Source organism: Brevibacterium yomogidense (genome assembly GCF_016107685.1).
In the GTDB taxonomy this organism is placed as follows: domain Bacteria; phylum Actinomycetota; class Actinomycetes; order Actinomycetales; family Brevibacteriaceae; genus Brevibacterium; species Brevibacterium yomogidense.
The window spans coordinates 464,537-478,662 of the sequence record NZ_JABASY010000003.1; the positions used below are offsets into that span (position 1 = coordinate 464,537).

16 protein-coding genes and 2 tRNA genes are annotated in these 14,126 nt (G+C 67.5%); 9 read left to right on the forward strand and 9 right to left on the reverse strand.

Annotated features, from left to right (window positions below):
- Positions 1–21 precede the first annotated feature (21 nt).
- From JFC09_RS10455 to JFC09_RS10465, 3 genes are all read left to right on the forward strand, one after another.
- On the forward strand, positions 22–1,155 hold the full coding sequence (locus JFC09_RS10455) for a hypothetical protein (protein WP_198393943.1): 1,134 nt from the start codon (positions 22–24) through the stop codon (positions 1,153–1,155).
- Between the two features lie 103 nt (positions 1,156–1,258).
- Positions 1,259–1,594, forward strand: a complete 336-nt coding sequence (locus tag JFC09_RS10460) for a hypothetical protein (RefSeq protein ID WP_198393944.1) — start codon at positions 1,259–1,261, stop codon at positions 1,592–1,594.
- Positions 1,591–2,160 (forward strand): isochorismatase family protein, encoded by a 570-nt coding sequence (locus tag JFC09_RS10465; RefSeq protein ID WP_198393945.1) that lies wholly within the window; start codon positions 1,591–1,593, stop codon positions 2,158–2,160. The genes JFC09_RS10460 and JFC09_RS10465 overlap by 4 nt, the downstream gene beginning before the upstream one ends.
- Positions 2,161–2,337: 177 nt before the next feature.
- Here JFC09_RS10465 and JFC09_RS10470 read toward each other — a convergent pair whose 3' ends face one another.
- Both JFC09_RS10470 and JFC09_RS10475 read right to left on the reverse strand, forming a co-directional pair.
- Positions 2,338–2,475, reverse strand: coding sequence for a putative transporter small subunit (locus tag JFC09_RS10470; RefSeq protein ID WP_198393946.1), 138 nt, complete (start codon positions 2,473–2,475; stop codon positions 2,338–2,340).
- On the reverse strand, positions 2,472–4,160 hold the full coding sequence (locus tag JFC09_RS10475; protein ID WP_198393947.1) for a sodium:solute symporter family transporter: 1,689 nt from the start codon (positions 4,158–4,160) through the stop codon (positions 2,472–2,474). The genes JFC09_RS10470 and JFC09_RS10475 overlap by 4 nt, the downstream gene beginning before the upstream one ends.
- A gap of 523 nt (positions 4,161–4,683) precedes the next feature.
- Between JFC09_RS10475 and JFC09_RS10480 the strand changes: the two genes are divergently transcribed.
- Positions 4,684–4,756: transfer RNA gene (locus JFC09_RS10480), tRNA-Lys, on the forward strand.
- A gap of 213 nt (positions 4,757–4,969) precedes the next feature.
- On the opposite strand, the gene JFC09_RS10485 is transcribed toward JFC09_RS10480, so the two are convergent.
- Positions 4,970–5,263: a GroES family chaperonin gene (locus tag JFC09_RS10485; protein WP_198394067.1), complete on the reverse strand. Its 294-nt coding sequence runs from the start codon at positions 5,261–5,263 to the stop codon at positions 4,970–4,972.
- A gap of 61 nt (positions 5,264–5,324) precedes the next feature.
- Positions 5,325–5,612, reverse strand: coding sequence for a DUF3618 domain-containing protein (locus JFC09_RS10490; protein WP_198393948.1), 288 nt, complete (start codon positions 5,610–5,612; stop codon positions 5,325–5,327).
- A gap of 132 nt (positions 5,613–5,744) precedes the next feature.
- On the opposite strand from JFC09_RS10490, the gene bcp reads away from it, so the two are divergent.
- Both bcp and JFC09_RS10500 read left to right on the forward strand, forming a co-directional pair.
- Positions 5,745–6,218 (forward strand): thioredoxin-dependent thiol peroxidase, encoded by a 474-nt coding sequence (bcp, locus tag JFC09_RS10495; RefSeq protein ID WP_198393949.1) that lies wholly within the window; start codon positions 5,745–5,747, stop codon positions 6,216–6,218.
- Positions 6,219–6,251: 33 nt separating this feature from the next.
- A tRNA-Leu gene (locus JFC09_RS10500) sits at positions 6,252–6,336 on the forward strand.
- Positions 6,337–6,361: 25 nt separating this feature from the next.
- Here JFC09_RS10500 and JFC09_RS10505 read toward each other — a convergent pair.
- Entirely contained in the window at positions 6,362–7,735 is a 1,374-nt protein-coding gene (locus tag JFC09_RS10505; protein WP_198393950.1) for a class I SAM-dependent methyltransferase, read from the reverse strand.
- 67 nt (positions 7,736–7,802) lie between these two features.
- Between JFC09_RS10505 and JFC09_RS10510 the strand changes: the two genes are divergently transcribed.
- Positions 7,803–8,198, forward strand: a complete 396-nt coding sequence (locus JFC09_RS10510) for a universal stress protein (protein ID WP_198393951.1) — start codon at positions 7,803–7,805, stop codon at positions 8,196–8,198.
- Positions 8,199–8,290: 92 nt separating this feature from the next.
- Here the strand turns inward: JFC09_RS10510 and sucD are convergent, their stop codons facing one another.
- Together sucD and sucC are read right to left on the reverse strand one after the other, a co-directional pair.
- Complete coding sequence (gene sucD / locus JFC09_RS10515) at positions 8,291–9,190, reverse strand: succinate--CoA ligase subunit alpha (RefSeq protein WP_198393952.1); 900 nt, start codon at positions 9,188–9,190, stop codon at positions 8,291–8,293.
- A 25-nt stretch (positions 9,191–9,215) separates the two neighbouring features.
- Positions 9,216–10,385, reverse strand: coding sequence for an ADP-forming succinate--CoA ligase subunit beta (sucC, locus tag JFC09_RS10520; RefSeq protein WP_198393953.1), 1,170 nt, complete (start codon positions 10,383–10,385; stop codon positions 9,216–9,218).
- A 241-nt stretch (positions 10,386–10,626) separates the two neighbouring features.
- Here sucC and JFC09_RS16915 point away from each other — a divergent pair, with 241 nt between their 5' ends.
- Complete coding sequence (locus JFC09_RS16915; protein ID WP_198393954.1) at positions 10,627–11,277, forward strand: MarR family winged helix-turn-helix transcriptional regulator; 651 nt, start codon at positions 10,627–10,629, stop codon at positions 11,275–11,277.
- 116 nt (positions 11,278–11,393) lie between these two features.
- Entirely contained in the window at positions 11,394–12,278 is an 885-nt protein-coding gene (locus JFC09_RS10530) for a hypothetical protein (protein WP_198393955.1), read from the forward strand.
- 91 nt (positions 12,279–12,369) lie between these two features.
- Here the strand turns inward: JFC09_RS10530 and JFC09_RS10535 are convergent, their stop codons facing one another.
- Both JFC09_RS10535 and JFC09_RS10540 read right to left on the reverse strand, forming a co-directional pair.
- The gene (locus tag JFC09_RS10535) at positions 12,370–12,930 is read right to left on the reverse strand and encodes a hypothetical protein (protein WP_198393956.1); all 561 of its coding nucleotides are present in this window, start codon (positions 12,928–12,930) and stop codon (positions 12,370–12,372) included.
- A gap of 16 nt (positions 12,931–12,946) precedes the next feature.
- Positions 12,947–14,107: an adenosine deaminase gene (locus JFC09_RS10540; protein WP_198393957.1), complete on the reverse strand. Its 1,161-nt coding sequence runs from the start codon at positions 14,105–14,107 to the stop codon at positions 12,947–12,949.
- Positions 14,108–14,126: the final 19 nt, after the last annotated feature.

Sequence of the window (14,126 nt, forward strand, 5' to 3'; positions counted from 1 at the left end):
CCGCCACAGAAGGTCCTCGCATTGCCCACACCCCTCTTCGCACGCACGGCGATCGCCGCTGCCGTGACGGTCGCGCTCATCGGCGCACCGGTGGCAATCGGCGCACCCGCTTTCGGCGCGACCACGGAGGCCGCCCCGATGCAGCCCGCCCCTGCGGCGTCAACCGACTCCACGGCATCGACCGACCCCGCGGACGCCCCTTCGACACTCCCGGCCGGACCGTTCTCGGTCCGCAAGGCGACAGCAGAGGACACGTTCGCACTGTTCGACGGTGAAACCCGCTTCAGCCCGGACGATCCTGACTTCGACCACGACGACATCGTCATCACGCTTCCGGAGATCGACGGCGAGGACCGTGACTTCGTGCTCGTGCCCGGGAGCGCACTCCACCTCGTCACCGACGGTGGGCACGAGCCCTATGCCCCCGGGGCCCACGGGAACGGCGACCGCACATTCGCGTTCGACGTCGCAGAGGACGGCACCATCGGCGAGGTGACGGAAAAGTCCCCCGGCCCCGGCGAGGACGGGGACGACGATGAGAACGGCGACGGCGGATCACCGCCCCCTTCGCCCCAGCCGACTGACCCCGGTCCCAGCCCGGAGCCCACACCCACCGGCACGCCTGACCCGACGCCCGACCCCACACGGAGCCCTTCCCCCACTCCGACTGACGATCCCGGCGACGACGGCGACGACGACGGCGATGATGGAGACCAGGGCGACAGCGGAGACGACGATTCCGGGTCCGACGACGACGGCTCCGGCGACTCCGGGTCCGACGACGATTCCGGGTCCGGCGATGACCTGACGGACGACCCGTCGACGGGGAACGGCTCTGACGGCAGCGGCGGCTCGTCCGATCCCGGCCCCACCGGTGCTCAGGACTGGGTGCCCACCGCACCCAGGCGCCCCGACTACACGGATCCCGTCCCCCAGCCGCCCGGGGCTGACGGCGATGATTCGATCACGCCCGACAACGACGGACCCGTCCCGCAGCCGGGCGACGACGACGGGACGGACGACATCGCGACCGATTCCGCTGCGGACGACGACAGCGGCGCGGCGATCCCGTGGCAGATCGCCGTCGTCGTGGGCATCGGCGCCGCCGCGATCGGCTTCATCCTCCTCGTCGCCGGACGCCGTCGGGCCGACTGATCCGACGAAGTTCCCGTACCGTGTGAGGTGTGGGAGGCTCCGTGAGCTCCCGTCGTCCATGACGGTGCCGCACTGTCGGCACCACCGAACGGAAGGGAACACCATGACCGCTAAAGGCACGTTCGTCTACGGCCTCGACAAGGAGAACTCCCTCGCGCTGAGCTTTCCGGCGCAGGAGGCGAAGTCCCTCGAGGAAGTGCTCTTCGAGGAGTTCGATGCCGGCCGTGGGGTGCGCGTGACGTTCCATGTCATCATCGGGAAGGCGTCCGGGTACCGCACGTTCTACCTCACGGCGGCATCGCCCCTCCATTTCGCATACGCCGACCAGGACGAAGTCGAAGCCGACGGGACGCTGCTGGCCCGCTTCCGCACTGCGATCACGGAGAAGCGCGCACTGCACTTCCCAGTGGAGCGGATGCCGGAAGAGGAGCCCGCATGACCACGGGGGCTGCTCTGCTCATCGTCGACGTGCAGAACGATTTCACTGAAGGCGGCGCCCTGGGTGTCGACGGAGGGAAAGCGGTCGCCGCCGGGATCTCCCAGCACCTCGCGCAGCACGCCGCGGACTACGACATGATCATCGCGTCCCGCGACTGGCATGACGCGGACAACGACAACGACGGTCACTTCGCCCCGGGCGAACCGGACTTCGTGACGAATTGGCCCGTGCACTGCGTCGCCGATACTGCAGGAGCGGAGTTCGACCCGGGACTCGACACCACGCCGATCACTCACCATGTGAAGAAGGGCCAGGGCGCTCACGGGTATTCCGCTTTCGAAGGGGTCACGGATGACGGCGCGACACTGGCGGAGCTGCTGACCGACGTCCGGCGCGTGGACATCGTCGGCATCGCCACAGACCACTGCGTCCGCGCGTCCGGACTCGACGCCCTCGGCGACGTCGCTGACGTGCGGATCCTCACCGCTCTCGTCGCCGGGGTCGCCGCGGAGCCGTCGCAGGCCGCGCTGGCGGAACTCGCCGCCAAGGGCGCGACGATCGTCTGAGCGCGTCACGGTCGGGCGCCGACGACATGGTCGAGCGCAGATATCTCGTTCGACGGAGCGCTCTCCCGTCGACGCATACCTGATCGTCGCTGATTGCTGTAGAAGACATGAAGGGCGGGGCCACGGATTCTGTGGCCCCGCCCTTCATGGTGTGCCCGGGCGCTCAGGAGAGGGCACTCAGACGAGTGTCTCCCCCGCGTCCCTGGCTTCCTTCCAGTCCTTGAAGAACCCGCGGGCCAGGACCACGCCCGTGGCCGCCACGAGGGCGGGCCAGACGAGTGCGTAGGCCGTGAGTGCGATCGTCGTGGTTGTCATGCCTTGTCCCCCTGGTCTGCGGTTTCGCTGATGATGTGGGCGTCCTCGTCCGATTCGTCGAAATCACCCGTGCGCTTGCGGATGAGCGCGAAGTCGAAGTCCTCCTTCTGCCGGTACGACATGAAGAAGCAGACGAGGGTGCTCACTGCGTACGCGACGAGTGATGCGCTGAGCGTCGCGTAGTCGTGCAGGAACCCGATGACGAACGGGGCGGACAGCAGGAAGGCGGCTCCCGCGACGATCTTCGCGACCCGCAGGCCGAAGAATCCGAACGACATGAGGCCGAGCACCACTGCGATGCCGACTGCGGACAGCACATCGACGAGGATCCCGATCGGGCCCACGAGCGGGATGAGCTCGAACCGCACGGGGATGAATGCCACGAGTGCCGCGATGACGGCCACCGTGAACGCCTTGTTGGTGACCTTGCCCCAGTAGAAGCTCGCCAGCACAGGGAAGACCAGTGCTCCCCACAGCGCGCCGACGAACACCAGCAGGTCGAGGATGTTCAGCTGCAGACTGGCGAACGCGACAGCGATGGCTGATGCTGCGACCATCGTCCCGCGCCCCACGAACAGCATGGTCTTCGGGCTCGCCTTATCCTTTCCGGCGACGTTCTGGCCGTAGACGTCGGCCATCATGATCGACGAGAGGGCGGAGAGATCGGAGTCGGCTGTCGACGACAGGGCACCGATGATCATGACGAAGAACAGTGCGAGGAGACCGGCCGGCAGATAGCTCGCCGCCATCTCCGGGATGATGTTGTTGACGTCGCCACCGGTCGGCTCGAAGCCCAGGTAGAGGGCGAGGACTCCCAGCATCCCCACGCCGATCACCATCGCCCCGTAACCCACGGTCGCAGTGATGAATGTGGGCTTGATGAGGTCCTCACGGACTGCGAAGAGTCGCTGCGCGATGGTCTGGTTGCCGATCGCGTAGGCGAGGACGGCCGCGATGTACGGCGCGCCCTGGCCCAGGAACGCCTCGCTGGAGAAGAAGTTGCCCTGCTGCGGCGTGAGGTTGTGGGCACCGGTCTCGAACGCCGCCGGGAAGTCCGCGGCGAAGAAGATGAACGGCACGATGACCGCGACTGCTGCGAACATCGCCATCACCTGGACGAAGTCGGTGAGCACCGAGGCGCGGAAGCCGGACCACAGCGTGTAGAGCAGGACTCCGCCGGCCACGGCGATGACACCCTGGATGAAGGTGAACGGCGACAGCATGGAGATCAGCACGCCACCGGCGATGAAGTTGGACATGAGGCTGATGACGCTGCCGACCACGTTCGATCCCGCGAGCATGAGCTGACTCGAGCGGCCGTGGCGGGCGTACATGACTTCAGCGATGCTGTGCGCCTTGGGAGCGACGCTGCGGATCCGCCTGCCGAAGGGGTAGATGAAGAGGATCATGAGGGCTCCCCAGAGCCCGTAGTGGATCGGCCCGGAGATTCCGTACTCGTAGCCGGATGCGGCCGACGCGTACATCGACGAGGCCCAGATCCAGGTCGCAGTCATGCTTGCCGCAGAGACGCCGAAGCCGATCCGGTTGCCGGCGGTCATGTATTCGTCAGCGTTCTCCTGCTTCTTCCGGATCGATCGCGAGATCAGGTATGTCCCGCCGTAGAAGAGCACGAGCAGAAGTAGAACAGTGAGGGCGCCGAACTGCACCGAAGTGGAATCGTTCACGCGCCACCTCCTTCATAGACGTCGGGTGAGAATCGTGCGCTGACCGGACATCCGGCAGCGCTCAGTCCTGCACGTCCCGTCCCGCGGGGGCGTCATCCGCGGAAGGATTCATATGACGCGCAACAGAGCCCCTCTGTCGATCAACCACGTCCTCTCGTTCTCCCCCGCGTCACGCGGACCGTCCACCCCCGGGCAGGTGATTGCAGCAGGAGTGTGCGGGCACACTCCCGTCCCGGTCTTCTGTAGTGCTGATCGGCGCCTGCCATGGGCGTGGCTCTACAGGCGATGAGGCCTGGAGCTCTCCGATACAGGTCGCTGCGACCGTGCCGATCACAGCTGACCCTCATACAAACTGTGAGCCGACTGAGAAATGGCTCACAAGCGAGCACCGTATCACGCCTGGTGAGAGGGGGCGACGCGGAAGCCCGCGCATCTCTCACCGTGAGACGCACCACTCTTCGCAGAGACAATCGGATTCGAGTTGGCACTTGGCCAGGGGGTGGGTATAGTTATCTCTCGTTGCGCACCTCTAGCTCAATCGGTAGAGCAACTGACTCTTAATCAGTGGGTTCCGGGTTCGATTCCCGGGGGGTGTACAAAACAGCCGCCGTCCGACACAGTCGGGCGGCGGCTTTCTCGTTCTTCCGCTGCGGCTCCCCGCTCTTCCAGCGGAGAGGGGACATGCGGAAAGGGACTCGCCACCAGGTTCGATTCCTGGTGGCGAGCCCCTTCAGCTGTCATCCGGCTGACGCCTCACCGGCCTGTTGTCTCATCAGCCCCGCACGATCCGGCCAGCGTCCTTCACCATGTCAGAGGTACATCCCGGTCGACTCGTCCGTCGTGGGCTCTGCGATCGCGTGCACGTCCCGTTCCCGCAGCAGCAGGAACGCCGCGCCCTCCAGCTCCACCTCCGCCAGCTCTTCCGGGTCGAAGAGGATCGAGTCGCCGATCTCCACCTGGCGCACAAGAGGGCCTGCTGCCGCAACGATCCCCCATGCGAGCCGCTTGCCCACTGCTGCAGTGGCGGGGATGACGATGCCGGCTGAGGACTTCCGCTCCCCCGTCTCCTTGTCCGGCTGGACGAGGAGACGGTCATGGAGCATGCGGATGCGCACATCCGGCGCGCCCGCGGATGCTGCTGTCTCCGATCCCTGTGAGCTCAGGTCAGGCACGCTTGCCCCGGGTCGAGACGAGCCCGATAGCCGCCACCGCCACGAGGAGGCATCCGCCTGCCAGCGCCAGACGCTCCGTCTTCGGCTGCCCCTCTTCGTCGATGACGAGGGACTTCGCGGAATCTGCTGCACGCGCCGTGAGCGCCTTGGGGTGCAGCCGCCCGACCAGTTCATCGATCCCGGCAGCGAGCCTCTGCTCACGCAGTCGGATCGATTCGACGAGCTGGTCGCGCGAGGCGTTGTCGACCGTCACTTCCGAGGTGTACACGTTCGTGGACATGCGCTCACTTCCTCACAGGCAATGATGTTCACGGCGCACTGTGCGCCTCCCACACCGAGCCTACCGCGTCCCCGCCTCGCAGTAGGGTGGGAGCCGAACAGACACGCCTGCACACATGAGGAGAAGAGATCCATGACGCGCTTCGAAACCGGCGATGCCGCACCCGACTTCACACTGCCGGATGCGCAGGGCAACGAGGTGAGCCTGTCGGACTTCCGCGGATCCCGTGTCGTCGTGTACTTCTACCCTGCCGCGATGACGCCTGGATGCACGACCCAGGCGTGCGATTTCCGCGATTCGCTCGATGCGCTGAGTGCGGAAGGCATCACGGTCCTCGGCATCTCACCGGACAAGCCGGAGAAGCTCGCCACGTTCGCGGAGCGCGACGGTCTCACGTTCCCCCTCCTGTCCGACGCGGACAAGTCGGTCATGACGGCGTGGGGCGCGTTCGGTGAGAAGAAGAACTACGGCCGCATCGTGCAGGGGGTCATCCGCTCGACGATCGTCGTGGACCCTGAGGGCACGGTCGAGATCGCGCAGTACAACGTGCGGGCGAAGGGTCACGTCGCACGCCTGCGGAAGCTCCTGGGCATCGACGACGCCTGAACGCTGAGGCCACTGTAGAATCATCGCCGGAGCGCGCGTGTGGCGGAATTGGTAGACGCGCTGGATTTAGGTTCCAGTGTCTGAGGACGTGGGAGTTCGAGTCTCCCCACGCGCACCACAGCGATGTCGAGTGGCCGGAGATGTCAGGCCGCCGGAGCGGTCCCGGTGAGGACTGTGAACCGTCGATCACGGGCCCATTGCTCCACGTCGATCAGACGGTGCTGCAGGTGCGACCGGTAGCGAAGGTGCGAGTTGTGCACCACGACCAGTCGACCGCCCGGCGCCACGAGTTCCGCCGCATTGCGGATGAGCGCGTGCGCCGTCTCCGTCGTCACGGTCGCCCCCTCGTGGAACGGCGGATTCAGCGTAACGAGGTCGAAGGAACCCGCGACGAAGTCCCTCGGGGCTGTCCCCCTGCTCCCTCCCGATGAAGTCCTCCACGGCAGAGGCGTCGTCCCATCGAGCTGCGCCAGGGCCGCCGGGTCCTCGCCGGGGCGGACTGACGCCACCGTGAGAGCAGTCGAATCGACGGCCGCCTGCGAATCATCGACTCCGTGCAGATTGGCTTTCGGCAGCAGCGCCCCGAGTGCCGCGAGCAGCCATCCGTTGCCGCAGCCGAGGTCGAGCACACGCATTCCTTCGCCTGCGTGCCCGGCGTACCGATGGGCGACTGCCCGCACGAGCAGCCGCGCACCCGGATCGACACTCGCTCCGCCGAACGTCCCCGCGAAGGCACTCACCCGGATCTCCGGCACCGCCTCCGCAGGCGAGGTCGCAGTCGCCTGCGCGGGCACCTGGGGGCTGCGGCCCGCGGACCCCGCAGAGGAGTCCGCTGCGCGCTTCTTCAGACCACTCGCGACGAGGATGCGGGACTTCGCGCGACCGGGAGACACATGCACGTCGGCATGAGTCTCTCCGAGCAGTCGGTTCATCCGCGGGCTCATGTGCTTCTCCCGCCCCACGACGACGACTTCGGAGGCCTGCCTCCCCACGACCCGCAGGTACTCCCGCAGAACGGCGAACTGCTTGGGCGAATCGATGATGACGCGGAGCCCGGGAGCCTCACCGCCCTCACCGACCGTCCGCGACGGGGCCTCTGCAAGAGCTGCGACGGCCTCGGCCGGGCTGTCACAGAAGCGCACGGCGTCCCGCAGCGTCGCGGGGAGCACCTCGACCGCTTCCCTGCACGCCGCGGTCGCCGCGGCGGAATCCCCGGCCACCGCCACGCTGGGCGCACCGGTCAGCACCGCGGCGAGGACCAGCCCGCCCTCAGGATCGCCCAGCACTGCGGTGGGCGGGGACACGGGAGCGGGAGCTCCGCTCGCGGGACCGGCGACGACCGGCCGTCCTGAGACATCGAGCAGCCCCATTGCCCGTCCCAGCAGGTATTCCTCCACGATCCGGGCGTTCGCGTGACCGCGCGGCCAGTCGGATGACCACCGGGTGAGCACCGTGTCGGCTTCCGCCCACGGACCTTCGAGAACCGATGAGTATTCCGACAACAGAGACGAAAGCATGAAACGGAGTCTACGTGCTTATAGGCTGGGGCAGATCGACCGATTCACGCACTCATAGGAGAACAGCATGACCATCCTCGTCGGATTCACCCCCACTCCCGCCGGCCGGGCCGCGGTCGATTTCGCCATCGAGGAGGCCCAGCTCCGCGGGACCAGCCTCATGGTGGTCAACGCGGGCATCGGCGAACAGCGCGAGGAAGCGGGTGTCGCGGGCAAGAAGCAGCTCGACCAGGTGCAGTTCACGTTGGAGAACTCCGGTGTCGACTTCGAGCTCGTCCAGCATCTGCGCGGCAACGATGCCGCGGAGGAGCTCCTCGCGATCGAAGCGGACAATCCGGACATCAGCCTCATCGTCATCGGGTCGCGCAAGCGCTCCCCCGTCGGGAAGCTCATCATGGGCTCCACCGGGCAGCGCGTCATCCTGGGCGCAGGCGTTCCCGTCGTCGCAGTCAAGGCGCCGTGACGGGCAGACCGGTTCCGTGACAGACGGAGGCCCGCGGAACGCTCTGCGTTCCGCGGGCCTCTCGCGTCCCTCCTGGGGGACGCGACCGTGCGTCAGGCTCCCAGGAGCTCACGCAGCAGCTGAGCGGTCTCCGTGGGTGTCTTGCCCACCTTGACGCCAGCGGCTTCGAGCGCTTCCTTCTTCGCCTGCGCGGTGCCGGACGAGCCGGACACGATCGCGCCGGCGTGGCCCATCGTCTTGCCTTCCGGAGCGGTGAAGCCCGCGACGTAGCCTGCGACCGGCTTCGTCACGCTCTCCTTGATGAAGTCCGCAGCGCGCTCTTCCGCGTCGCCGCCGATCTCACCGATCATGACGATCGCTTCGGTCTCCGGATCCGCCTCGAACGCTTCGAGCGCGTCGATGTGCGTCGTCCCGATGACGGGGTCGCCGCCGATGCCGATCGCGGTGGAGAAGCCCAGATCCCGCAGCTCGTACATCATCTGGTAGGTGAGTGTTCCGGACTTCGACACGAGGCCGATCTTGCCGGCCTTGGTGATGTTCGCCGGGATGATGCCCGCCAGGGACTGTCCGGGGCTGACGATGCCCGGGCAGTTGGGACCGATGATCCGGGTCTTGTTGCCCAGCTCCTGAGCGTGGGCCCACAGAGCTGCGGAGTCCTGGACCGGGATGCCTTCGGTGATGATGACGAGCATGCCGATGCCCGCGTCGATCGCTTCGAATGCCGCGTCCTTCGAGAACGCGGGCGGCACGAACGCGACGGACACGTCCGCACCGGTCTTCTCCATCGCCTCTGCGACGGAGGCGAACACCGGGAGTTCGACATCCGCACCGTTCGCGTCCTTGTGCGCGACGGTCGTTCCCGCCTTGCGCGCGTTCACGCCGCCGACCACGTTCGATCCAGCGGCGAGCATGCGGGCCGTATGCTTCGTGCCCTCACCGCCCGTGATGCCCTGGACGATGATCTTGGATTCCTTCGTGAGGAAAATCGCCATTGTTCTAGTCAGTCCTTTCGAAGGCTCAGCGGCTGGCCGCGAGCTCAGCGGCCTTGTCTGCGCCGCCGTCCATGGTGTCGATCTGGGTGACGAGCGGGTGGTTCGCCTCATCGAGGATGCGGCGCCCCTCTTCGACGTTGTTGCCGTCGAGCCGGACGACGAGCGGCTTCGAAGCGGAATCGCCCAGGATCTGCAGGGCCTTGACGATGCCGTCGGCCACTGCGTCGCAGGCTGTGATGCCACCGAACACGTTGACGAAGACGCTCTTGACCTGGTCGTCCCCCAGGATGACGTCGAGGCCGTTCGCCATGACTTCGGCAGAGGCACCGCCGCCGATGTCCAGGAAGTTCGCCGGCTTCACGCCGCCGTGGCCCTCACCGGCGTAGGCGACGACATCCAGCGTGGACATGACGAGTCCCGCGCCGTTGCCGATGATGCCGACTTCCCCGTCGAGCTTCACGTAGTTGAGGTCGAGCTGCTTCGCCTTGAGCTCCAGCGGATCCTCTGCATCGATGTCGCGCAGTCCCGCATGGTCCTCGTGGCGGAATTCCGCGTTCTCGTCGATCGACACCTTGCCGTCGAGTGCGACGATGTCGCCCGCCCCGGTCTTCACGAGCGGGTTCACCTCGACGAGGGTCGCGTCCTCGCCCTGGAAGACGTCCCAGAGCTTCACGAGCACGGGGATGAGCTTGTCGGTCGTCTCCGCATCGAAGCCGGCCGTCTCCGCGATCTCGCGTGCCTTCGCGTCGTCGATGCCCGTCAGTGCGTTGACGGCGACCTTCGCGAGTGCCTCAGGGCGCTCGACGGCGAGTTCCTCGATGTCCATGCCCCCTTCCTTGGAGCACATGGCGAGGTAGGTGCGGTTCGCGCGGTCGAGCAGGATCGAGAAGTAGTACTCCTCCGCGATGTCCGCGCCTTCGGCGATCATGACGCGCTTGGTGACGTGGCCCTTGATGTCGAGGCCCAGGATCTCGTCCGCGCGCTGTGCGGCTTCATCCGGGCTGTGGGCGAGCTTGACGCCACCTGCCTTGCCACGGCCGCCGATCTTGACCTGGGACTTCACGACGACTGTTCCGCCGCCCAGTTCTTCAGCGCCCTTCTTCGCGTCTTCGGGGGTGTCTGCGACCTTCGCCCGGAGCACGGGCACTCCATGCTCCTCGAAGAGGTCACGGGCCTGATACTCGAAAAGATCCACGTATCTTCCTTCGTGTGTTGTGGCACCGACGGCCGTCGCGTTCCCGCGACTGCGCCGGGGTTCCGTCTGCGGTTTGAAATCCAGGGGTCTCAACCACAGGCCAGTCTAAACCTCTTGTGAGTCCTCTGAGTGTGGGAAGGGCGACAACCGGACGACAACCGGCGGGTAACCGACGCCAGCGACACGGCCGGGGAGGATCGCTTTCACACAAAGAATCTTGACTTCAAGCTATCCTTGAAGCATGGAAGAGGAAATGGACGAGGTCGACCGGATCGTCGCGGCGTGGCGCGACGTGCGACCGGACATCGACGTCACGCCCATGCAGATCCTCTCCCGGGTGACGCGCCTGTCCCGCCAGCTCGACCGCAAGCGGAAGGCGGTCTTCGCCTCCCATGGGCTCGAGACCTGGGCCTTCGACGTCCTCTCCTCACTGCGCAGGGCCGGCGACCCCTACCAGATGTCGCCCTCCGCGCTGACCGTCGAACTGCTCGTCACCTCCGGCACGATGACCAACCGGATCGATCGCCTCGCAAGCGCCGGCTGGGTGTCCCGGCAGCGGGATCCCGGCGACCGGCGGGGCGTGCTCGTCCAGCTGACGGCGGAGGGCCGCCGCAAGGTGGACGACGCACTGTCGGATTTCCTCGATCTCGAGGCACAGATGCTCAAGGCACTGGACGACACGGAATGTGCGTCGCTTGCGGACTCGCTCCGCCATCTCGTGGCGAGCGTCGAAGCAGTCGACACCTTCTCCCGAGAGGACGCAGGCGAGGGCGTTGCGGACGCACGGTCGGACGCTTCCCCACTCGCAGGTCCGCCCGTCGTGGACCCCGCTGCCGTGGCGGCCAGCCGCGTGCAGCGGAGCGCTTCGGCACGCTACAGGGACTCCGCCTGAGCCGAAGCCGCGACACTCCGGCCTCGCCGACACCGGCGGCCTCCGGCCCGTTCGCGGGAGCGCGCCGTAAACTGGCGACGACAGTCCTCCTCTTCCCCGACCCGAGGATCCACGCCATGCCCTCTGTCCTGCTGCCGCTCCCCCGCCGTCGCCCCACCCTGCTCGGCACCGCCGTGTGCACAGCCCTCAGCGCGGTCGTCCTCACCACCGGCTGCCAGGTGGTCGACGGCGAACGACCGGTGGAGACGCCATCCGTGTCCCCCGAGGACGTCACGGCGGTCCCCACCCCCTCAGACCTGGACGTCGCCCCCGTCATCGACGTGAGCCCGGGTGGCCCACAGGAGACGGACCACGTGTGGCGCGGGCTGTCGGAGGCGGCGGAGGCCGGGACGCACGCATACGTCCACGCGTGGGTCCACACGTACCAGGACGTGCCGGACGACGGCGAGGCGACCCTCACCCCCGACACACCGGACAGCGTGAGCATCACCGTCGACGACGCCTCCGCCATCACCGAGGGCCAGTCTGGCTTCTACCTGTTGGACGCGACCGTCGAGGTCGAGCAGTTGGGCGCTTCAGCTTTCAGCCTCACGGTCCTCGACACGGACACGCGCTCGGAACTGCTGCCCAAGGGCCCGGATGACAAGGGTCGCTGCCAGTCGAACGACGCGAACGAGCGCATCCAGGCAGCCTCCCAGACACTGGCCGATGTCATCCGGGAGGACGATGCCGAACAGCGGGAGCAGCTGCGTCTTCAGTGGGGTGCCTCGCCGGCGGTGTGGTGGGGCATCCAGCGCACCGCGCTGACACTGGCGGATTCCGACGGGGACGCCGCGGGCGATTTCCTCTTCGAGGCGTGCGAGCCCTACCTCAGTGACGAGGACGACACCTCGGAGGATGGCTCCGCAGACGACAGCTCTGACACGGACGCGACAGACGACGGATCCACGGACGACGAGGACGGCAGCGGAGACGAGCAGGGCTCACTCACCGACGGCTGACGAGGGCTCCCCTCCGAGGCCGGATCCCTTCTTGGGCCGGCTCCGCTGCCGGGTGCGGACGCCACCATCTCCTGTCGGACGGCGCCGCCCCTCACCACCTCTTGGGCGGTGGTGCGGGTGCCGACGGGTGCGCCGCGTGGTAGGCGATACCGGTCTCGAATGCCTCGATGAACGACGGGCGGAAGATCGCGTAGGCGAAGACGATCCCCGGCACGATGGTGGCGAGCCCCAGGAGCGGTCCCGATTCGAACGTGGAGAACCCGAACAGGGCCTGCAGCACCTGCCACGCGACCGCGGCGGGCCGCGACCACCGGTGCATCATCCACAGGGACCGGGCGACGGCGAGCATGCCGGCCCCCAGGATCGCGAACATCACACACAGTGCGATGAGCGACGTGCCGAGTTCACCGCCGGTCCGGGACATGAGCATGAACGCGACTGCGCAGCCCAGCAGCGCGAGAGCTTCGAGCAGGACGACGCCCACTGCGGCGAAGAGCGCGACGGGGCGGCGCGGCAGCGAGTCCGGTGGCGCGGACGCATCCGCGCCTGCGGCCGCCGCGGGGCCGGAGTCGGGCTCTTCCGCGCCCGCGCGCCCGTCCCCTTCCGCGCCGGTTGCCTCGATCGGCTCCTCTGGTTCTTCCGGCCTGGTCACGGGTGTGCTCGGCCTCTCACAGGTGTGCCCGGGCGAATCCCGGCACCAGCTGTTCGTCGATGATCGCCTCGCGGATCCCGTACGGGAGGAACGCGGAGCCCAGCGCGGTGACGGTCACCCATTCCAGGTCGTCGAGCGTCCATCCCGCCTGGTCGACGAGCAGCCGCATCTCACGTGTCACGCTCGTCGCGGACATGAGGCGGTTGTCAGGGTTGACGGTGACCGCGTAGCCCAGCTCCTTGAGTCGGGTCACGGGGTGGTCGGCGATCGATGTCGCGGCGGCGGTCTGCAGGTTCGACGACGGGCACAGTTCGAGGGGGACCTGCTGATCGAGGATCCAGGCGGCGACGAATCCGAGGTCCGGCGCCGTCTCCACCCCGTCGCCGTCGACGTCGCCCATGACCCCGTCGACGGCTGCTGCGGCGGCCCACCCCGCGATGTCCTCCGTGATCCGCACGCCGTGGCCGATCCGCTGCGTGTGGCACACGTGCAGCGCTTCGTGGATCGAGGCGATGCCGTCGGCCTCGCCCGCGTGGATGGTGACGGGGAAGCTCGCACGGTGCAGGAGGTCGAACGCCTCCAGGTGTGCTGCGGGCGGGAAGCCTGCTTCCGGTCCGGCGATGTCGAAGCCGACCACGCCCGCGTCGCGGTGACGCAGCGCGAGCTGGGCGATCTCCACGGACCGGTCCGCCTGCCGCATCGCGGTGACGATCTGCCCGGCCTGGATCGACTTGCCGGCCTCTGCCGCGAGCCGGACCCCGTCGTCGATGCCGGCCTGCACCGCCTCGACCGCGCCGTCGAGCGTCAGCCCGCTGCGCAGGTGCTGTTCGGGGGCCCACCGGGCTTCCGCGACGACAACGCCGTCCGCCACCTGGTCGAGCACCCACTCGCGTGCGACGCGCTCCAGCGCGCCTGCGGTCTGCATGACCGCGAGCGTCTGGTCGAAGGTCTCGAGGTAGCGCGGCAGGTCACCGGAATCCGCGGATTCGGAGAACCATGCGCGCAGCTCCTCCGGGTCCGTCGAGGGCGGTGTGTGTCCGACCTCTGCGGCGAGTTCGATGATCGTCGCGGGGCGCAGGCCGCCGTCCAGGTGGTCGTGCAGCGACACCTTGGGCAGGTTGAGGATGGGGTCATCGGCGTCGACTCCCGCAGGAGTCGGAAAGAGTTCAGGATCCACAGTCCCAGCCTACCGGAGC